The organism is Epilithonimonas caeni DSM 17710, from assembly GCF_000426465.1.
Taxonomy (GTDB): Bacteria; Bacteroidota; Bacteroidia; order Flavobacteriales; family Weeksellaceae; genus Epilithonimonas; species Epilithonimonas caeni.
Genome location: NZ_AUFK01000018.1, coordinates 199927 through 220575 on the forward strand (window position 1 = coordinate 199927; position 20649 = coordinate 220575).

Here is a 20649-nt window from a genome sequence, read left to right on the forward strand (position 1 = left end):
TCTACTGTACAGTGATGAAAGTTACATAAGGGATTTTTTTTGAAGCATTTATAAAAAAACCGCCTGCAAGGGCGGTCACATTATAAACTATGGAAATAAACACTACATCAAACTTATCTGCGGAATCACTGTGATTTTAGACTTCACCGAATTGGATATCAAACAGTTGGCTTCAGATTTCTGGAGAACACGCACTGCCTTTTCTCTGTCTGATTCATTTTTTATAGTAACGACAGGTTCCAGAATAACTTCTGTCATCAGGAATTTTCCTTCAACCTGTTCTAATTTTCCCTTAGAACTGCATTCAAAATTTACAAACTCCAATTTAGAATTTTCTGCAATTGCCAGAAAAGTCGTCATCAGACAACTGCTTACTGCTGCGGTGAAAAGATGTTCGGGCGACCAGATATTTTCTACTCCTTTCGGAAACTGCGGAGGTGTTGCGATTTCTACAGATTGAGAAAGCTCCGGTGAAGATATTTCTCCTTTTCTGTCCTGTTTCCAGGAGATGTTTACGTTATAAAAATGAGCATCCATCAGTATTAGATTTTATTGTTAAGACTCATCCATCCACCACCATTATGGACATTGTTGTACCCATTGTTCTGAAGAATGCTTTTGGCAGAGGCGCTTCTCATTCCCGATGCACAACAGGTAATAACAGGTTTGTTTTTATCCTTCAGTTTCGAAAGATTCTTCTGAAGCTGGTCAACAGGAATATTGATAGAATTTTTGATATGTCCTCCGTCATATTCGCTTTTGCTTCTTACATCAAGGATTACAGCACCTTCTTTTAAAAGCGCCGCATAGTCGGTTTTCTCCATTCCGAAAAGGTTTTTTATTGCATCTAACATTTTATTGATTTTTAAATTGATGATGCAAATGTAAGGTGCGGATAAAAGCCTGTCAGTGATGAAGGTTACAATAGGGTAATTTTATTTCGGGAAAGTTTTATTTTACCGTCCGTTTCAATCTGTTTGAGAACACGGCTAACGGCTTCTCTTGTAATTCCGAGTTCGTCAGCCAGTTGCTGATGGGTTACATTAAGTTCTTTGGATTTGTAAAGCTGTGATTTTTGGTTCAAGAGATGTAATATTCTGGTATCAACTTTCTGAAAAGCGACAGCATTTACCACAGAAAGCAGGTCTTCAAATCTTCGTTGGTAAAGTCCAAAGATAAAATCTGTCCACTCGGGATATTTTTTCAGCCAATCTTTTGCCTGTTGAAGCGAAATCATCAGAATCTCAGCATCCTCTTCTACTACAACTTTCACTTTTGAGGTGTCCTGTGTAAGCCCGGAAAGTATCGATGAAATACAGCTTTCGCCCGGAGTAAGGTAATATAACAAAATTTCCCGCCCATCTTCTTCCGTGCGGATTACTTTGATGCTCCCCGAAATCACCAAAGGAATATAATTGATATATGAATTAATATCCAGAATTACGCTACCTGCCGGAAACATTTTTAGGCCTTGGCTGGCTTCGATTTCTTTTCGAAAGTCGGGGTCAGATATTTTTTGAATATTCATTTTCAAATATAAAAATAATTTAAATAAATACTCTGTTTCTTTTAGCCATTATCTCATTAATATAAGGATCAAAGGTTCAAAAAATTATAAAGCTTTATCCTGTCCAAATTTATAAACAATATTCAGTACTATAATGAACTTTTCAATAGTGAACGGGTAAAAAAACTATAGCATAAACGGTTTTCTCTCTAAAATTACCTCCAATTATTCCGTTTCCTTAGGTTAAGAATGATTATTTATTTTCTTCCTAAACGTCTTTTTATAAGCTTATAAACCTCAAACCATAATACAGAAATAGCAGCAGTTAGCAATGTCAGCCCCAATTCCTGTATGGTAAGGAAGATTACACTAAAGAATCCTGATACCGGCTTTATATACAGAATGATAAACAATAATACAAGAACCAGTGCCGAAATTCCTGCCAATAAAAAATTACGATTTTTAAAACTTTCAAAAATACTGTAATAGAAAGACCGGTTCACCAGGCTCAATAATATATTGGCAAATATCAAAGTACTGAATACCAAAGATCTTGTTTTGGGCTCATCATTCCCCAACCCAACAGAATATTGGTACATCCATAGTATTCCTGCGGTTATAATCAATCCCTGAACAATACTTACCATAAGCTCTTTCCAGTTTAAGAAAGTATCTGTAAGTGCTCTCGGTGGTTTCTTCATGGCATTTTTTTCAATAGGCTCGTTTTCATACACAATGGAACAGGTAGGCCCCATTACCAGTTCAAGAAAAATAACATGAACCGGGGTAAATATGTGAGGAAATACCCATCCCAGGAATAAAGGTAAGGAAACAGTAAGTATGATGGGAATGTGAATGGAAATGATATACTGAACGGCCTTTTTGATATTGGCATAAATTCTCCGCCCCGCAGCAATTCCTACTACCAGTTTTTCCAGATCATCATTCGTAATAACCAAAGCTGCTGCCGATTTGGCAATTTCAGTTCCTTTATTTCCCATTGCCACTCCTATGTGAGCCGCTTTCAATGCTGGACCGTCATTCACACCGTCTCCCAACATAGCGACCACGTTACCTTGCGCTTTCAGGGCATTCACCACTTCAAGCTTTGCTTCAGGAAACATTCTTGTAAAAAGAGTTGTTTTTCCAGAAAGCTTTATTAAATCATCTTCTGAACTTGCGGTCACTTCACTCCCATTAACGGCCGGAGCATTATTAATGATCCCGGCCTGTAATGCAATAGCTTTTGTCGTATCCGCATTGTCCCCTGTAATTACTTTTACCTTAATCCCTGCATCATAAATATGCTGAAACACCTCTTTTATTCCTTTTTTAGGAGGATCATAAAATACAGTCAATCCTAAAAATTCAAATGTAAAATCCTGCTGCTTTTCAGGGAAATCATTTCCTTCAAAATGAGATTTGGCAACCCCAAGTACCCGATATCCCTGCTCTCCTAATTCTTTTACAATCTTTCTGATTTTATTCTTTTCTACTTCTGAAAGCTCAGAAACATTAAGGATTGCTTCAGGAGCACCTTTTGCCGCAATAATCCTGTCTTTTTGTTCATTTTCGAAAAGGTGCGTCATCATCGGAGGTCTTCCTTCCAAAGGATATTCGTGAAATAGCTGGTAATCTTTCCTTTTATCCGAATCCTTAGTCTGCTCATAAATCTTATGCAAAGTGATCTCCATCGGATCAAACGGAACAGGCTCACTGCTCCACATCGCATAATCAATGAGTTCATCCAGCTCTTTTGTCATAAAATCCTCCTGTTCATAAATAGCATCGGACCTATAATCATACAAATGCTTTAACTGCATAGAATTTTCGGTAATTGTTCCTGTCTTATCTGTGCATATTACTGTAACACTTCCCAAAGTCTCCACAATACTGCTCCGTTTGATAATAATTCCTTCACGCATCAGTTTCCATGCTCCCAAAGCCATAAAGGTTGTAAAAGCGACAGGAATTTCCTCAGGAAGTACAGACATTGCCAATGTAAGACCGCTTAATAAACTGGTAACAAAATCCTGCGTTTTGATATAGCTGAAAATGCATATTGCCAAAAATACAACCAGCCCGATAATCGCCATTCCTTTTACAAAACTCCGGATCTGAAGCTGTAAAGGAGATATTTCTTCTTTTATTCCAAGTATAGACTGTCCTATTTTTCCTACCTTAGTTTCTTTTCCTATTTGTTCTACTTCAAAAACAGCCAATCCGGAAACAGTAATTGTTCCGCTAGAAACTTTATTATCTTCCGATTTATTGTCTTTGAAAACAGAAAAGCTTTCCCCTGTAAGCGAAGACTGATTAACGGAAAAATCATTACTGTGAACAATCTTCCCATCTGCATTAATTAAACTTCCTTCCTCAGTAATACAAAGATCACCGACAACAATTTCAAAAGTGGGTATTTTAATGACCTTTGAATTTCTTATTACCGTACTTAAAGGCTCGTTCAGTTTTTCAAGCTCTTCCAAAGCTTTTTTACTTCGGTTATCCTGGTAGAAAGAAATTGCGGTAACTCCTATTATCGCCACCAACATGAATAATGCTTCTCCGTAGTCGCCTATAACTACATAGATAAGAGAAACACATATCAGTAAGATAAGCATCGGTTCTTTCAGAATATCAATAAGCATATCTGTCCATGTTTTCTTTTTAACAGCTTCCAGCCGGTTATATCCGTATTTTTTTCGGGAAGCTTCAACTTCCGCTTCTGTAAGACCTTTGAGATTTTCAGGGATATTATAATTCATATGAATGGATGTAGTATTAAAATTACTGAATGTTTTTGTCATAATAGAACAATATTCATGATTTTATTTGCTGTTATTCAATCTGTTCTTTAATTTCAGCTACCCACTTTTCTATCTCTGATTTATCTGCGGAAGATAATTTTGCATTATGATGAAATCTAAAGTTGGATTTAATGGTAAATACAACAGAATGAGGACTTGCATTTGAACAACGTTAACAATTCCCAAATATATGGAATACTCTAAGTCTATTTCTATCCACTAGTTTTTACGATATGGTCTTCAGAATCTATTCTTTCGCCACCCAATTTTACAGTTTCACCGGTTTATTGTATTGTTAGTTTCAATATTTTACTTTCTTTGTATCAATGATTAAGAATGAGAGAAAAATACATCTTTACAGTGCCTTTTTGATCACACTAATGGTCAATTCTGCAAAACTGATGGCCCTTAACAGTGACGGGATTATTGCCCGTTACTGGCAGTTCAATATTTGGGAGTATGGTTTTCAGTTTATCTACAATTTTATATTCTGTCTCGTCTTGTTTTATCTTAATCTTTCTGAAGGTAAATTTTTTAGTGTATTTAGAGAAAACAAACAATATTGGAAACTCTATACATTCAATGTCTTGGCGGTTCTGGCAACTCTCATACTTGGAAGCATGATCCATTCTTTGTTTTTTGGAACTCCCCAACTTCCGGGAGGTAGGATCAGAGGATATTTTGCCCGGTTTTTTCTCAGCAGTATCATGATCGCTGTCGTTATCCGCCTTATTCTTCTGATGCGTGAAAGCAGAAATAAGGACCTTATCAACGAACAGCTCAATTCCGCTTACCTTAGGACACAACTGCAATTGCTTCAGAAACAGCTTAACCCTCATTTCCTATTCAATACCCTAAGCAGCCTTTCTGCTATAGTGAGGGAGAATCCGAATCTGGCTCAAAACTATATCCTCCATCTTTCCAAAATCTTCAGATATACACTGGTCCATTCAGGTAACAATCTCGTAACTCTTGAGAAAGAGCTTGAGCACCTGAAATCCTATATCCAGTTGGTAAAAATGCGGCTGGAAGATGCCTTTCAGATCCAAATCAACTTCAGCGAAGATTTTTTAAACAAGCAAATCCTTCATTTATCACTGCAACCTTTGGTAGAAAATGCAGTAAAGCATAACAGAGCTACACTTTCCTATCCTTTAACCGTAGAAATTTTTGAAGAAAACGGCTGGCTCATTATCAAAAATAATCTACAGCCAGCTGTCGGTGAGGCAGAAGGCACCGGACTTGGTCTTATCAACCTGAATGAAAGATACAAATTGCAAACCCATCATGAGATAGAGATCAATCAAACGACGAAATATTTCATCGTAAAGCTTCCATTGCTATGAAAAAAAAATTAGACATTGTAATTATCGAAGATGAAGCCGCCACCGCAAGAAATCTCGAATATATCCTGAAAGAAATCAATCCGGAAATCCAAATTGTGAAAACTTTACAAAGTATAACACAGGCAGTGGATTGGTTTGCCTTAAATGATAAAGATCATGACCTGATATTTTCAGACATCAGGCTTTCTGACGGGTTATCGTTTGAAATCTTCAGGCAGGTAAATATAACAAAACCCGTTATTTTTGTTACTGCATATAATGATTATGCTATCGAGGCTTTCCGTAACAATGGCATTGATTATGTGTTAAAACCTTTTGACACGGAAGAAATACAGCGGACTTTACTTAAATACAATACCCTTATTGCAGCTGATATCAAAATTGAACAGAGCAAATCAGAATCTCTGTTGCAGGAACTCCAGAATACTACAAAACAATTTAAAAAATCCTTTCTGATCCATTACTGCGGCAGGCTTATCCCTGTGGAAGCGGCTAAAATCAATTGGTTCCATACCGCAAACGAAATTGTATACGCACATATGACCGACGGCAGACAATATATAGTGGAATTCACACTGGAACAACTTGAACAGGAATTGGATCCTAGCGTCTTTTTCAGGGCTAATCGCCAATTCATCATCAATAAGAACGCTGTAGAAGCCGTGGAATATTTTTTCAATGGGAGGTTACTTGTCAAAATACATCCATTACCTCAGGAACAGATCCTTGTCAGTAAAGCAAAGGCGATGCATTTTAGAAAGTGGCTGGACCAGTAAAGAATTTCACCCTGGAATTTAGCAGGTTCATCCTTTTTTATCTTAAAGGAAATAATCGTTCTTGCTACATTTGTTTCATTAAAAATTAAAATTTTCCAAGATGATTTTAAAACAAAAAAAACAATGTGTACTTTTTGTTATAGCATTTCTATGTATGACATTTGCAAATGTGACAGCACAGACAAAAAAGTTACAGGACAGTACTCCCGAACAGCGTGCTAAGATGATGACGGAGTGGATGACAAGTAAATTAGCTTTAAATGCCAAACAAGTTGAGCAGGTCTCTGATATTAATCTTCAGTATGCCCTAAAGAATGACCCGATCTTACAAAGTAATGAGGGTAAACTCTCTAAATTCAAAAAACTAAAAGCTTTACAGAAAGAAAAATCCAATGCTCTGAGCCAAATTCTGGATCCAGGACAATACAAAAAATATGAGGAAATCAAAGATGAGATGGTGCAAAATATTAAAAACAAAAGAAAATGAAAACACTATTAAACCTATGGCTGATCATTATAGTTATTACCACTTCTGCATGCTCTCAAGGCACTAACGATACTGACGAAGCTGCTGCTCCTCTCCAGTCAAAACTTGACACCAGCCTTGATGGACCTATACAAAAGCCTGTGTCGGGATATGGTGCAGACGGAAGCTATGAAGTGGCAGAAATTGACTTCAGTAATCCACAGTACACAGGAACACAGGTTTCAATTTTCTATCCTAAAGGGATAACTTCTCCTAGGCCTACTATATTCTTCTCGCATCCATTCGGGGGTGAGGACAAAGAATACAATATAGAACTGTATAACTTTATTGCAAAGAAAGGTTATGTGGCAGTGTTTGTTCCTTACCGCACCATCGATATCAGTGTTGATCACCGGTACCAGACACTTTGGGAAGGCTTCACGAAGGCCGCTGCAGATTATCCCAACATTATTGACACTCTGAAAGTCGGTTTTATGGGACATTCCTTTGGTGGTGGGGCAAGTATCGATCTATCCTATAAAGCATTTAAAGAGAAAGGCTGGGGACAAAACGGGCGTTTTATTTTCACCATGGCTCCCTGGTATTCGTTCAACTGGAACAGTCCATTAACTACGCAACAGCAATTGCAGAGTTTTCCTTCCAACACCAAAATGATCACCCAGGTCTATGATGAGGATGATGTAAACGATCACAGGATGGCAATCGATATCTTCAAAAATATCAATATTTCTAATGCTGAAAAAGATTTTATTTACATTAGATCATCTACTATAAATGGATACAATTATGTGACAGACCACGCAATGCCAAGTTCCCGAATAGCTTTCGATGCATTGGACTATTACGGTGTTTACCGTCTTTTGGATGCCATGATGGATTATAGTTTCAATGGAAACAGCAATGCCAAAAATGTGGCCTTAGGTAATGGTTCCGCAGCACAGGTCACCATGCCTTCCTATAACGGACAGTCGATGGCTCCGCCTGAGGTCACAGATAATCCCACTCCGAAATATCTGCAAGGTAAATATCAATTCAAATGCAGAGATAGTACCAATCCACGAATCTCTTACTGTAATTAATAAATGAATAATAGCTTTCTTGAAGAAAATGAAGCGTAAAGAAAAATTAAAAAGAGTGAGGGAAAAACCACCTGCTCTTTAGATCTCTTTATTTGTCGAAATTTTCTGAAATCAGGTTTCATTACTCACTTTTAAAATGTAGGTCTCTGATTCAATTTTATATTCAAATTTACTAATTTATTGAATAGAATTATTGTGGTTGTAAATAAAATGACAGACACCTATATACTTGGATGTACAGTTCTTGATACTTTCGATTTTACGATCTGTAAAACAAAAAAACTTGATCAAAACACAAATAATATTGTAATTTATTATCCGGTACATCCAAGTATATAGGTGCCTAAATTTTCTGGATTTCAAGGTGCCTATATCCCCATTTTCTCATATCATTGATTATAGGGTATATACTTTCTCCATACTCTGTCAAGTAATATTCTACTCTTAAAGGGACTTCAGCAAATACTTTTCGGGTAATTATTCCATCCTTTTCCAGTTCATCCAATTGTTTTGCCAACATCCGCTCACTAATAGTTGGCAACGTTTTATTCATCTCAGAAAAACGATTACGCCCTTTTTTGATAAGCACGATGATGGTGGTTTTGCATTTACCCTTTATTACCTGTAAGAAAACATCTGATGGACACACCGTTTCAATTTTTTCTACTTCCTGCATATTATTGTATATGTTTGATTGTCAGCAAAACTGCACTTTACTTCAGCATGTAAACAAAATGTAAGTTATTGTTTAATAAGCTTTTATTTCTCAAATTTACTAAAAATAATTATTATGACACGGCAGTTTAAAGCCTTAATGGTAAGAGAAGACAATGGTATTTTTAATACTAAAGTAGAACAAATTTCTATGGCTGAAATCCCTAAGAATGAAGTCTTGATAAAAGTGGCCTACTCTTCGGTAAACTATAAAGATGCTTTATCGGCTTCCGGAAATAAAGGTGTTACACGACGGTTTCCTCATATACCGGGAATAGATGCAGCAGGTCAGGTTGTTTCCTCAACCTCTGAAAACATTGCCGAAGGAGACAAGGTAATAGTTACGGGTTATGATCTGGGCATGAATACCTGGGGAGGCTTTGGTGAATATGTGAGCGTACCTGCCAACTGGGTAATCAAACTGCCTGAAAACCTTTCCCTTTTTGAGGCCATGTGCCTTGGAACTGCGGGACTTACAGCAGGTCTGTCTGTTTACAATCTCATACATTCCGGTATTGGAAAAGAACAAGGGAAAATAGTTGTAAGTGGTGCCACAGGTGGTGTGGGAAGCATCTCTATTGCAATCATGTCAAAATTGGGATATGAAGTGGTCGCGATATCAGGAAAAGAGGAAGACCATTTTATCACTCAGATATTAGGGGCCGGTTCAATTATTTCAAGAAAAGATTTTGTTGAGACCTACGATCAAAAGGCGATGTCTAAGGCGGATTTTTCAGGAGGAATAGACACGGTAGGCGGAAGCATCTTATCGGGTATTATAAAATCGCTGAAATACAATGGGGCTGTAACCACTTGCGGCAATGTGGCTTCTGCGGAAATTTCAACAAGCATTTTTCCTTTCATTTTAAGGGGAGCAAAACTTTTAGGTATAGATTCTGTTGAACAGCCTGTTGAATTTAAAAGTGAAATATGGAATTTACTGGCTAAGGAATGGAAGCCTACACATTTGAAAGATATAGTAAAGGAGATCTCTATTGAGCAACTGTCTGATGTTTTGACCACACTACTAGAAGGAAATGCCAGAGGGCGATATGTGGTAAACCATTCTCTTTAGACCTATATATTATTACGCCATCACTCTCCAAACAGATCATTACAAAATGGGTATAAATTGAAGATATAAATACGACTAAATATAAACTGAGCCATTAGCATCGGATTATCAAAATCGGATATGAGATATTTCGATTGGACATATGCTTAGCCACATCCGTAGAGATCTATATAATTACTCTTCCATAGCATGAGTATTTATGACCGTTTTTGATTGTTATTGGTTGACATTATCTTCAGCTTTTCTGTACCCATACATGAAAAACAAAGCCTTGCAATAGAAATTATTGCAGGGCTTTGTTAGATGCTAATCTCTTTTCAAAACTTCCCTTATTTCAATGTTTCCGCCCACCTGGTCAAAAATAGGATTAGCTTTTGCGATCTCTACCGCTTCATAAATAGTTTCGGCTTTTATCACAACATAACCGCTAACAAATTCTTTGTCCTCGGCGTAAACTCCGTCAGTTACCTCCTTGTTGGACTTTAAGGTTTTTGCACTTCCTTCAAATGGCAAGAGCGTGTTGCCTTTGTCCGTCAATCTGTTTTGTGAAGCAATTCCTGCCAACCAATTCATACGTTCCTGCAATTGTTCAGGTGTTGGTCTGAAATCGGAAATGCCTTTTAATCTGAAAATCAATACAAATTCTTTCATTGTCTATAAAATTTAATTGTTTTTATAAGACAATTTCAGATCAGGCAACGTGACAGAAAGTAGAAAAAATTTTAAATTTTCATCAATTTATCCGGATCAACGACAGAAAAGATACTTGTGATCTTTCCGTCCGGATTTAGCTCAAATATCTGACAGTTTATCAAGGTTGTACCTCTGTAGAACAGTAATGCAGATTGATGATTGATTTCCTCGATTTTGATCTCAAGGTCTTTTTGATGATTTTCATAGACGTAGGTCATCAGTTTAATGGTGTTGTCAATTCCAGAGGTCTGTCCAGCTATGACCTGTAATTTATTTCCTGCATCTGCCAAAACCTGCACTTCATCAGATAGCATGTGTTCCAAGGTTTTTACATCGCCTTTACGGATCGCGGACACATATTTTTCCAAATATTTTCGGTCTTTTGCAGACGAGATTGCGATTTCTGGTTTGCGTAATTTCAATTTCCTTTTGGCCCTTGTGAGAACCTGTCGTGAATTTTCCACCGAAATCTCTAATATTTCAGCGATTTCTTCGTGCCCGTAATCAAACGCTTCTCTGAGCAAAAAAACGGCTCTTTCTTTGGCATTCAGAGTATCGAGTAGAACGAACATTGAATAGTTGAGTATTTCATCTAACTCAATTGTGCTTTCGCCCTGATTGGTAACGATTGGTTCGGGTAACACAATTTTTTGCTGCCTTTCTCTGTTGTTTTTCTTTTTAAGATTTATGGCCTGGTTGATGACCATTTTTATAAGATACGCATTGGGATTACAAACTGAACGGACCTGTTTTTCATTGAATTTTATCAGGACGTCCTGAATTACGTCTTGGCAATCGTCAATATTTCCCAAAATGTTGTAAGCATATGGAAACAGTTTTTTGCTCAATACATTTAAATCGTCCATTTTTTGATTTTAGAGTTAGACAATTTCAAAGGTAATAACGTGACAGATTTTGAGGTAAATCTATAGAAATCTTTGCCAAATCAGGAATTAAGAACAGTTAAGCAGAACCCAACTATCAAATATAGCAGACAATCTGATTGATACCATATATCCTTTTCTCATTAACACAACCGTTTAATTCCTATATTTTCTTTAGTGCATAGATGTTGCTTTCCTTTCTAGTGAAACCGAGCTTTTCATATAAGCTGATGGCCGAAGTTCGGTGCTCTTCGGTAAAGAGCAATACTTCACTCAGCTGCTGCTCGCTGGAGATGGACAGTAGCTTTTCAATGAGCCTCATCCCGATTCCCATTCCACGATAATTCTCATCCACGATCACATCTTCGATCCAGCCCTTCTTACCCGAAATTACCTTATAGATAGCCATGGAAGCAATTCCCACGATTCTATTTCTCATGAAACATCCGAGCAATGTCACTGGGTTATCCTCCATTAAAATCTCATCCAGTTTCAGCTGTTTTTTGTTAGGGCTCAGTTGTTTAAATAGCTCATAGACCTGATCCTGTACATTTGCCTTGAGACTGGTTTTATTTAAAACGATGATCTGCATTATTCTATATCTTTTAATTTTACAACTGCTTCTGCTTGTAGGTCCTCAGTTAGGTCCATTGTTTTTCCCAGCTTTTGTGACGCATTTATAAAGGTAATGAAAACACATAATTCCGAAATTTCTTTATCCGAAAAATATTCCCGGAGCATCTCAAAATGTGCATCCGAGATAGAACGGTGGTCTATGCAAAATAATTCTGCAAAAGAAGCCGCCGTAGAGATCTTCATCTGTGATTCGTCAAAATCAGGTTTTCCGCCTTTTACCATGCAGTATTCACAACCATTTCCAAAGGCCATTGTTCTTCGAACCTGCTCTAACAGATCCGGGTTCAGCAACGTTTTCTTCCATAAAGTTTCCTCCAGATCATTCCACTTTTTAAGAAAATCGGTATTGTGCCCGATAAGTCTTTCAAATGGGGTGTTTCCATTGTTCGAAAATTTAATTCTTACCATATTTTTTATTTACATCACAAATTTCAATATTTAAATATACGTGATGAAACGGAATTAATGGAATTATTTAGTAATTTTGATTGATTTAATTGTCAGTATTTAATTTTAAAATGAAAATAACTTTAGATGATTTTGACCAGAAGATTCTTCAGATTTTAAGCCAGAATTCAAGACTTAGCTATGCTGAGATAGGAAGACTAATTTCACTGTCACAATCTGCTACAAAAGAGCGCGTGATGAATTTGGTTGATAATGGAATAATACGTCAGTTCAGCGTAGAGATAGACTATCAGAAATTAGGTTATGATCTGAAGGTACTGATCAGTATGAAATTTAAAAATGACGATTTCAGAAAATTTACTGCAGATCTGGAGAAATTTCCGGAAGTTCTGAACTGCAAAAGAGTTACGGGCGAATATTGCCTAATTACCGAATGTATCTTACGGGACAGTTCTCACCTTGAAAACCTTATAGACAGGCTAATCCCCTATGGAATCCCAACGACATCCATTCAGCTTTCAGAAATAAACCGGCAGAAAATTTAAATCCGAAGAAAAAGACTAAAAAGGCAACCTATATGAAGTATCGCTCAACCTTTTAATGATTTTCTTACCACATGATCTTCTGTATAGGAAAGAAACACCTCCGCTCACTCCGGATAGGTCAATATCATTAAGCATTTCCGGATCTAAGCCTAACCACATCACATTAAAGATGCTTAGGGTATCGCCGTGCGAAACAATGATGATATTTTCATTGTCACTTGACATGATCTCATTGTAGAAAGGTAATAGTCTGTTCCAAACATCAAATCTGGATTCCGCATCGCTGAAGCATTTATCGTAGATTGTTTTTTCTTCGTTCTCAATATTCTCTCTCAGCCATTGGACAGACCTTCCGATAGCCTTGCCGAGGCTTCTCTCTTTCAGCGCATCGGTCAGCTTGGAAGTGCTGCGTAACTCTTTCCCAAGAATTTCGGCAGTTTGTCTTGTCCTTTTGAGAGGTGATGAATATATTGCAAACCTGATGTCCTGAAATTCTTTCCTGATATTGCGTGCGATGTTTTCCGCCTGAACGATTCCCTTTTCAGTCAGTTCCCAGTCAGTCCATGAACCGATCATACCATTTGTATGATGGATGGATTCAGGGTGTTGGATCGTGATTATATTTTTATTTAATAGCATTGATCTATTGCCGTTTAAAACAAAATTAGAACTATATGCAAATTTTCAGGCCAGATAAATTTCGATTCGTTCTTTATTCTTTCCCTGCCCGCTCCTCTTTAATTTTAAAGAACCAAGCTCACCGGTCTTTTTGATATGTGTTCCACCACAGGCTACCTGGCCAAAACCTTCAATTTTCCAGTATCGCCTTTCTTCCGCTTCGTCACTGAACGCGCTTATGATGACCTTATCTGCGAGAATGATCTCTTCTAATTTTTGTTCCAATACCGGAAACATCCCGGAGATATTATTGGGCCATATAAAGTCGATCCTCGATTTTTCTGACGTTATGTTTGCGCCTATTTTCTGAGGGCTGTCGAAGTGCTGATTGACAAGTTCCAAAACGAGTTCCGCAGCAAAATGAAGCTTCATAATTTTATAACGCTTGTCCCAGTCTATTTTTACTTCTACAATATCGCCAGGTTTCAGATTATGCCCTTCCTCGATCGTGTAGAAGATTTCTTTGCCGGATTTTTGGGCCTTAACGATTTTAAAGCCGTTGATCGTCCCGTCGTCTGACTGTTGTCCACCGGAAAATGCATACGCGATGGTCTCCTTTAATGTTACCACATTACCGGATATTCCGGCTACACTTGTTGTCAGCTCAGTCTGATAGGGATCTTCCCAGAATATTTTTCGTACCGTCATTGTTAGATTCTTTATTAAAGTTGATTAAAATACATCTGTTTCCAAGTATTAAAAAACCTCTCAGGCATTATAATACTTTTTATAAAAATCATACAGGCCGTCGATATTGCTATCACATAGCAAAGGTATTGCTTTTTTCAGAAGCTCTTCATCCCAATGCCACCATTGCATCTCCAGGAGCTTATCAATATGTTCCCCGGAAAATCTTTTCTTGATCTGTTTTGCGGGATTGCCACCGACGATCGCATAAGCTTCAACATCTTTGGTTACTAAGGCCCTGCTGCCGATGACGGCCCCATCTCCGACCGTTATACCAGGCATGATCATGGCCTCACCTCCGATCCACACATCATTGCCGATGACGGTATCTCCCGATCTTTGAAATCCGTCAGCAGCATTTCTAAAATCTTCTTCTTCTGACATATAGAAAAACGGGAAGGTTGAGATCCAATCGTGCCGGTGTCCCTGGTTTCCGGCCATGATAAAACTGGCACCGCTCCCTATCGAACAAAAGGAGCCTATAATGAGCTTGTCCACATCGTCCCGGTCGGGCATCAGATATCTTGCACAATCATCAAAGGAATGACCGTGGTAGTATCCCGAATAGTAAGAATATTTACCTGCGATGATATTCGGGTTTTTAATATGATTCTTGATGATTTTTCCCTTGAAAGGACTCTCGAAGAAATTTTCCATGATGAGATCGCTTTACTGTAGTTATGCAAATTTACAAAAACAAAAAATCCATCCTGCCGGACCGCTTCCATAAGTCAATGCTATATTCCATTTCCAATGGTTTGGCCAGTTAAATTTATCATTCTTTGGTAACGTTTACCCATCTTACGTATTCCGAACTCTGTTCCAGTTCTGCAATTGAAAGTTTTATAGCAGAATTGCCACTGCCGCACGCAGGATAGACCCACTCAAAATGCTTGAGAGAATCGTCCAGATAAATCTTGACTCCCTGCTTTACGCCAAAAGGACAAACGCCACCGACAGGATGCCCTACCAATGGCTCTACATCTTCGGAGGAAAGCATTTTTGCCTTTAGCCCAAACTCATCTTTAAACTTCCTGCCGTCTATTCTGGCTGTGCCGGAAGCAACGATCAGGATAACACCGCCACTTTTATCGTAAAAGCTGACCGATTTTGCAATTTCGCTGCCTGTCACTCCCAATGCCTTAGCAGCAAGCTCGACGGTTGCACTTGACACATCAAGGATCATGATATCGTTATCTTTCTTCCACTTACTTAAATGCTGTTTTGCTGTTTCTATGCTCATCGCTTTAATAGACTTTAATTTTGCTTCTTTTGTTAAGTAAAGTATTCCTCTAGATTTCAGCTAAGTATGCTGACTAAACAAAAATAGGAAAACGATTTCTGAAAATCAGCCAAACTTGCCAGGGTATTCTTAATTTGTATCATCAATTCCCGTTTTCTATAAGTAACTTAGAATACCGTCAATACTTTTCAACTCCATAAAATTTTCGTGCTTCAAAACAGGTTCATGCTGCTCGTGCGTCCAGGTGACATGGTAAGGAATATGAGCTGCGTAGCCACCCAGCTCCAGAACAGGCAATATGTCGGATTTAATGGAATTCCCCAGCATCAGGAAATTTTCTGGTTTGCAGTCGAGATGTTTTAATAACTTTTGGTAATCGCTTATTTTTTTATCACTCATGATTTCGATATGATGAAAATAACCTTCCAGTCCTGAGTTGTTCAGTTTCCGTTCCTGGTCCAGTAGATCACCTTTAGTAGCTACGATCAATCTGTAATTGCCTTTCAGCTTATCCAGAGTTTCGGACACGCCGGATAGTAATTCGATGGGTTTCTGCAATAGTTCATGTCCTATATTGACGATTTCATCGATCAATTTCACCGGAATCGTAGCGTTGGAAATTCTGCTTGCAGTCTCGATCATACACAGAACAAATCCTTTCACACCATAGCCGTAAAGGTGCAGGTTTTTCATTTCAATTTTAAACAGTTCCTGCGACACCGAATGCTGAGGAAGATAGTCTTCCAATAACATACAGAATTGGCTTTCAGCTTCCTGAAAATAGGGTTCATTGATCCACAATGTATCATCTGCATCGAAAGCGATCGTTTTAATCTTGTTTTTCATTTCTTTATTTTTGTATTTTGAAAAAGCAAAATTCAGAAAAGTAATAACCTGAAAAAAGGACATTTGTCCCGACCGATATGTTACGAACCAACCAATCTTTTTTGACCTATGTCCAGGAACTTTACGAACAGCAGGAACGGAAGGAAAATATTATCGTAAAGCAATACTCAAAAGGACAGAAGTTATTTTCTCAAAATGAAAATGCAACGAAGGTAATGGTCATCAAAGAAGGCATCACCAAATGTTTTTTTACAGAACATAACGAGAAGGAATATATCGTCGAATTTTTAGGTAATGGTGAGATCATCGGTGAGATCGAGCTTATCCGGCAGATCTCATGCTTATGCAGCATTGAAGCGTTAACAGACGTCACGGCTTATGCCATCAGTACCGATTATTTTTCACAGCTTATTAAAAACAGCCTTCTACTGAACAACCTGTTGCTGGATGTATTTGCCAAACGTATTATCGATACGTCAACCAGAGCTTCATATCAGCAGGTCTACACTATTGAACACAGCCTGACTAAGCTTTTGAATCTGCAATCCAAACAGGATATTTCTATTTCAAAAGAAGATATGGCCTCCTATCTTGGGGTTACCGTGAGAAGTCTTAACAGGATATTGAAAAAACATGTCTAATAAATGAATGCATTAGTATCGGTTATTTGGATTCTAACATTTTGGAGTTAGAAAACCTAATTAACATACCATGTAAAGCATATTTTCTTTATTCAAGTCGATCATAAGGTTGCAATGCTATTGCAACTTTCTTACAAACAGATTCGGCAGACATAATCTATACAAACTTTCAAATCACGGCATTGGCTCCTATTTTTTAACAAAATCATATAGTTTAAATTCAAACTATTTTTTATAGTTTTGCAAAATGAAAATTAGTCAACATAAGGATCTGGCCAAAATCTCAAGATTAATTGATACCATGCGGGATATCAGGAAAGCGGTACGCACCCAGTTCATGAAGAAAATGAAAGATCATGATCTTGACCTGACCATCGAGATGCTGGAAGTTTTATATATTCTTTGGGACAAAGACAACGTCAACCAGCAGGAAATTGTGGATAAAACCAACCGGAATAAAGCCAGTATCACCTCTCTGATCGATAATATGAATGCCCGCGAACTTGTGCAACGGAATCCCGACCCGCAGGACAGGCGGAATAAGCTGATCTCATTGACGGAGGAAGGTGAACATTACCAGAAAAGGTTAATTCCCCTATTGGAAGAGGTCTACGCACCTTTACTAACTGCTGACCTAATACAGGAGATCGAAAATACGACGATCAAACTTCAGATAATACTACACACTATCAGCGAATAATCATATAACAAATAAGTAGAAATCTTGATAAATAATATATTTAAATTTATAAGTACATCAAAATAGTTTGAATTTAAACCGTATGAATACGAATTAATAATGAGATGAATATAAAAACATTAGTAATGACTTTAGCTGTAGGAATCGTATCTGATATTGATATTAACGCGCAGCAAATAACAGCAAGAAAAATATCTGTTCCGGAACTGTTTGAGCTTGTCAGACAAAATCATCCTAATCTGGCAGTATCAAAGGTAGACATCGCTATTGCAAGACAAGGGATAGAAATTGCAAAAGATGCGCGGCTTCCCAATGCCAGCACAGGCCTCCAGGGATATTATATTGGCAATGCATTTATAATGGATAAGGATTTTTCAAACTTTACAAATGTTGAAATGCCTCATTTCGGTAATACTTTTTCCCTGGACGCCAGTGAACTTATCTGGAAAGGCGGTGCCGTACGGAACAATATCAAGGTTCAGTCACTCCACGCAAAATTGGCACAATTGAATTATGAGTCCAATGAACAAAACATCAAGCTTTTAACGCTGGGGTATTACCTTGATCTTTACAAACTGACCAACCAACATTCTGTATATCTGGAGAATATCAAGCTTGCCAAACAACGGCTGGAAAATATCAATAAATTCTATGGTCAGGGCATGGTAACGCGTAACGATGTCATCAGAGGCGAATTGCAGCTATCCAATCTGAATATGGCCCTGCAGGTAGTTAATAATAACCGCCAAATCCTGAACAAACAATTGACGACAGCTTTGGGACTGACAGAGACAACCGAGATCTTGCCGGACGATACGCTTCTTGAAAATACCCCAAAAGCACTATCCATCAGCGACTACAAAGACTATGGAAAACTTAATCCTTCCCTGCTAATCACCCAAAAAGCGGTAGATGTTTATAATCTTACCGAAAAGATCACCAAAGCAGAAATGCTTCCAACGCTGTCGGCTTTTGCAGGCAACAAACTTGCCAGACCCATCACTACCGTCATACCGGCTATGGATATGTACTCCAATGGCTGGAGCAGTGGATTGTCACTGAATTTTAACATCGATGCTTTATACAAGACACCAAAAAAATTGAAACAGGTAAGGCTTGAAAAAGATAAGGCTCTTGCTCAGGTCAATGAAACCGAGAAGGCCATCGATGTTGCGATCAATGCCGCTTATATTAAGTATAATGAGTCAGTCACACAGAATATTGCGCTTGAGACCAATATGAGATTAGCGAATGAAAATTACAGGATCATGAACAGCAAGTATAACAATCAGCTGGCTATATTACTTGACCTGATCGATGCGAGTAATGCCAAACTGGATGCAGAACTTCAGTTCGCCAACTCAGAGATCAATATTGTCTATGCCTACTACAAATTGCTAAGGGAAAGCGGAAGCTTAAAATAATCCAACAAAAAAAAGAAATAAAATGTCACAAGATACAGCGAATCACAAGCCTGAAGATCATAAGAGCGGAGAACACAATACACAGAGATTGCACCAGTCACCTGAATCTAAGAAAAAGAAGAAAAGAAACAGTATGAAGATCATTAACCTTTTGGTACTCGTACTGGTCCTGGGAGGTCTTTATTTTGTTATTAGATCATATTTCAATGTAGGAAACGATAAATTCACGAACGCAGCCCAGATCGAATCCTACATCAACCCTATCAATACCAGGGTGTCTGCGTATATCAAAGAGATACGTTTCACTGAACACCAATATGTAAAGAAAGGCGACACCTTATTGATCTTGGATGACAGGGAGATTCGGACCCAGCTCGGACAAGCAGAAGCCGCCTATATGTCAGCACAAGCATCCAAAAATGCAACTTCCTCCTCAGTGAAAACGGCTGCCAATAATGTGTATACTGTTGGTGCGAATGTAGAAGCTGCTAAGGCCAACATCGAAGCTGTAAGAGCCCGTTTATGGAATACGGAACAGAATTTTAAGAGATACCAGAATCTATTGAATGATGAAGCCGTGACCAGGCAGCAGTTCGAACAGATAAAAACGGATTATGAAGCGCAGAAGGCTCAACTGGAAGCCCAGATCGCGCAATACCAGTCTGTCATCAATTCAAGGACGACCAGCGAGCTTTCCGTCCGGGAAGTGCAATCCAAGTTAGGGCTTAATGATGCTGAGATCAAGAGGTCGGCCAATGCGTTGGCGATGGCAAAGCTTAACCTGTCTTACACCGTCATTACCGCTCCACATGACGGAATTATGGGCAGAAGAACTGTGAATGTCGGCCAGTTGCTGAATGCAAGTCAGCAGGTCGCAACCATTGTGGACATCAACAACATCTGGGTAACGGCCAATTTCCGTGAAAAACAGTTGGGTAATATTAAGATAGGCGGTTCGGCAAATATTAAGGTCGATGCTTTGGGTGGTGAAGAATTTGAAGGAAAGATCACAGCAATTTCCGGTGCAACAGGGGCCAGATACGCTGCTGTGCCTGTCGATAATTCGACGGGAAATTTTGTTAAGGTTCAACAGCGAATCCCGGTGCGCATCGAATTTACCAAGAATAATCCACCGCAAGAGCTAAAGAAACTCCGTGCAGGAATGAACGTTGAGATCAATATAAAATAAAGAAGATGTACAACAAAGGACCATTTGCCCATTGGGTACCCAAGCCGGTGATGCTGCTGCTCATGATGATCATTCTTTTTCCCATGATGGCGATTTCGGGCTCCTATACGACTATTGCCTCCGATCTCTATGGGGCCATGTCGGTCTATCCTGAATACATCTCATTGGCCTATTATGCCGGTTCTATCGGTATGGGACTTTCAATCATGATCATGATGCGTGTCAAGATGCGTTTTCGCAGCAAAGATATCATTATGGCATGTTCACTATTACTGGCATTACTT

The 20649-nt window shown here is 38.4% G+C and carries 24 protein-coding genes; 10 read left to right on the top strand and 14 right to left on the bottom strand.

What is annotated here, in order from left to right; all coding sequences use genetic code 11:
- Positions 1 to 102: 102 nt before the first annotated feature.
- The 4 genes from K319_RS0112645 to K319_RS0112660 all read right to left on the bottom strand — a co-directional run bounded on the left by K319_RS0112645 (position 103) and on the right by K319_RS0112660 (position 4272).
- A complete protein-coding gene (locus tag K319_RS0112645; RefSeq protein ID WP_027383929.1) occupies positions 103 to 537 on the bottom strand; it encodes an OsmC family protein in 435 nt (144 codons plus the stop codon).
- A gap of 5 nt (positions 538 to 542) precedes the next feature.
- A complete protein-coding gene (locus tag K319_RS0112650) occupies positions 543 to 854 on the bottom strand; it encodes a rhodanese-like domain-containing protein (RefSeq protein WP_027383930.1) in 312 nt (103 codons plus the stop codon).
- A 65-nt stretch (positions 855 to 919) separates the two neighbouring features.
- On the bottom strand, positions 920 to 1528 hold the full coding sequence (locus K319_RS0112655; protein ID WP_027383931.1) for a Crp/Fnr family transcriptional regulator: 609 nt from the start codon (positions 1526 to 1528) through the stop codon (positions 920 to 922).
- A 236-nt stretch (positions 1529 to 1764) separates the two neighbouring features.
- Positions 1765 to 4272 (bottom strand): cation-translocating P-type ATPase, encoded by a 2508-nt coding sequence (locus tag K319_RS0112660; RefSeq protein ID WP_027383932.1) that lies wholly within the window; start codon positions 4270 to 4272, stop codon positions 1765 to 1767.
- 368 nt (positions 4273 to 4640) lie between these two features.
- Here K319_RS0112660 and K319_RS0112665 point away from each other — a divergent pair, with 368 nt between their 5' ends.
- The 4 genes from K319_RS0112665 (at position 4641) to K319_RS0112680 (ending at position 8002) form a co-directional block, all read left to right on the top strand.
- Complete coding sequence (locus tag K319_RS0112665) at positions 4641 to 5660, top strand: sensor histidine kinase (protein WP_027383933.1); 1020 nt, start codon at positions 4641 to 4643, stop codon at positions 5658 to 5660.
- A complete protein-coding gene (locus K319_RS0112670; RefSeq protein WP_027383934.1) occupies positions 5657 to 6436 on the top strand; it encodes a LytR/AlgR family response regulator transcription factor in 780 nt (259 codons plus the stop codon). Before K319_RS0112665 ends, K319_RS0112670 begins: the two co-directional genes overlap by 4 nt.
- A gap of 100 nt (positions 6437 to 6536) precedes the next feature.
- A complete protein-coding gene (locus K319_RS0112675; RefSeq protein ID WP_027383935.1) occupies positions 6537 to 6923 on the top strand; it encodes a hypothetical protein in 387 nt (128 codons plus the stop codon).
- The gene (locus tag K319_RS0112680; protein ID WP_027383936.1) at positions 6920 to 8002 is read left to right on the top strand and encodes an alpha/beta hydrolase family protein; all 1083 of its coding nucleotides are present in this window, start codon (positions 6920 to 6922) and stop codon (positions 8000 to 8002) included. The genes K319_RS0112675 and K319_RS0112680 overlap by 4 nt, the downstream gene beginning before the upstream one ends.
- A 343-nt stretch (positions 8003 to 8345) precedes the next feature.
- Here the strand turns inward: K319_RS0112680 and K319_RS0112685 are convergent, their stop codons facing one another.
- A complete protein-coding gene (locus tag K319_RS0112685; RefSeq protein WP_027383937.1) occupies positions 8346 to 8678 on the bottom strand; it encodes a winged helix-turn-helix transcriptional regulator in 333 nt (110 codons plus the stop codon).
- Between the two features lie 114 nt (positions 8679 to 8792).
- On the opposite strand from K319_RS0112685, the gene K319_RS0112690 reads away from it, so the two are divergent.
- Positions 8793 to 9791 carry a YhdH/YhfP family quinone oxidoreductase gene (locus K319_RS0112690; protein ID WP_027383938.1) on the top strand — a complete coding sequence of 333 codons (999 nt, stop codon included), beginning with the start codon at positions 8793 to 8795 and terminating at the stop codon, positions 9789 to 9791.
- A gap of 306 nt (positions 9792 to 10097) precedes the next feature.
- On the opposite strand, the gene K319_RS0112695 is transcribed toward K319_RS0112690, so the two are convergent.
- From K319_RS0112695 to K319_RS0112710, 4 genes are all read right to left on the bottom strand, one after another.
- Complete coding sequence (locus tag K319_RS0112695) at positions 10098 to 10442, bottom strand: YciI family protein (RefSeq protein WP_027383939.1); 345 nt, start codon at positions 10440 to 10442, stop codon at positions 10098 to 10100.
- A 71-nt stretch (positions 10443 to 10513) separates the two neighbouring features.
- A complete protein-coding gene (locus tag K319_RS0112700) occupies positions 10514 to 11350 on the bottom strand; it encodes a sigma-70 family RNA polymerase sigma factor (RefSeq protein ID WP_027383940.1) in 837 nt (278 codons plus the stop codon).
- A 181-nt stretch (positions 11351 to 11531) separates the two neighbouring features.
- Positions 11532 to 11960: a GNAT family N-acetyltransferase gene (locus tag K319_RS0112705; RefSeq protein ID WP_027383941.1), complete on the bottom strand. Its 429-nt coding sequence runs from the start codon at positions 11958 to 11960 to the stop codon at positions 11532 to 11534.
- Complete coding sequence (locus tag K319_RS0112710; protein WP_027383942.1) at positions 11960 to 12412, bottom strand: carboxymuconolactone decarboxylase family protein; 453 nt, start codon at positions 12410 to 12412, stop codon at positions 11960 to 11962. Before K319_RS0112710 ends, K319_RS0112705 begins: the two co-directional genes overlap by 1 nt.
- A 110-nt stretch (positions 12413 to 12522) precedes the next feature.
- Between K319_RS0112710 and K319_RS0112715 the strand changes: the two genes are divergently transcribed.
- A complete protein-coding gene (locus K319_RS0112715; protein ID WP_027383943.1) occupies positions 12523 to 12957 on the top strand; it encodes an Lrp/AsnC family transcriptional regulator in 435 nt (144 codons plus the stop codon).
- Positions 12958 to 12972: 15 nt separating this feature from the next.
- Here K319_RS0112715 and K319_RS0112720 read toward each other — a convergent pair whose 3' ends face one another.
- The 5 genes from K319_RS0112720 to K319_RS0112740 form a co-directional block, all read right to left on the bottom strand.
- Entirely contained in the window at positions 12973 to 13596 is a 624-nt protein-coding gene (locus tag K319_RS0112720) for a histidine phosphatase family protein (protein WP_027383944.1), read from the bottom strand.
- Positions 13597 to 13641: 45 nt separating this feature from the next.
- Positions 13642 to 14283 carry an alanine--tRNA ligase-related protein gene (locus K319_RS0112725; protein WP_027383945.1) on the bottom strand — a complete coding sequence of 214 codons (642 nt, stop codon included), beginning with the start codon at positions 14281 to 14283 and terminating at the stop codon, positions 13642 to 13644.
- A gap of 60 nt (positions 14284 to 14343) precedes the next feature.
- The gene (gene catB, locus K319_RS0112730) at positions 14344 to 14979 is read right to left on the bottom strand and encodes a type B chloramphenicol O-acetyltransferase (RefSeq protein ID WP_027383946.1); all 636 of its coding nucleotides are present in this window, start codon (positions 14977 to 14979) and stop codon (positions 14344 to 14346) included.
- Positions 14980 to 15097: 118 nt separating this feature from the next.
- Positions 15098 to 15565 carry a YbaK/EbsC family protein gene (locus K319_RS0112735; protein ID WP_027383947.1) on the bottom strand — a complete coding sequence of 156 codons (468 nt, stop codon included), beginning with the start codon at positions 15563 to 15565 and terminating at the stop codon, positions 15098 to 15100.
- A 156-nt stretch (positions 15566 to 15721) separates the two neighbouring features.
- Complete coding sequence (locus K319_RS0112740; RefSeq protein WP_027383948.1) at positions 15722 to 16411, bottom strand: HAD family hydrolase; 690 nt, start codon at positions 16409 to 16411, stop codon at positions 15722 to 15724.
- A 77-nt stretch (positions 16412 to 16488) separates the two neighbouring features.
- Between K319_RS0112740 and K319_RS0112745 the strand changes: the two genes are divergently transcribed.
- From K319_RS0112745 to K319_RS0112760, 4 genes are all read left to right on the top strand, one after another.
- Positions 16489 to 17052, top strand: coding sequence for a Crp/Fnr family transcriptional regulator (locus K319_RS0112745; protein WP_027383949.1), 564 nt, complete (start codon positions 16489 to 16491; stop codon positions 17050 to 17052).
- A gap of 247 nt (positions 17053 to 17299) precedes the next feature.
- On the top strand, positions 17300 to 17752 hold the full coding sequence (locus K319_RS20390; protein ID WP_034671734.1) for a MarR family winged helix-turn-helix transcriptional regulator: 453 nt from the start codon (positions 17300 to 17302) through the stop codon (positions 17750 to 17752).
- Positions 17753 to 17877: 125 nt separating this feature from the next.
- The gene (locus tag K319_RS0112755) at positions 17878 to 19176 is read left to right on the top strand and encodes a TolC family protein (RefSeq protein ID WP_213083436.1); all 1299 of its coding nucleotides are present in this window, start codon (positions 17878 to 17880) and stop codon (positions 19174 to 19176) included.
- A gap of 22 nt (positions 19177 to 19198) precedes the next feature.
- Positions 19199 to 20365 (top strand): HlyD family secretion protein, encoded by a 1167-nt coding sequence (locus K319_RS0112760; protein WP_027383951.1) that lies wholly within the window; start codon positions 19199 to 19201, stop codon positions 20363 to 20365.
- Positions 20366 to 20649: the final 284 nt, after the last annotated feature.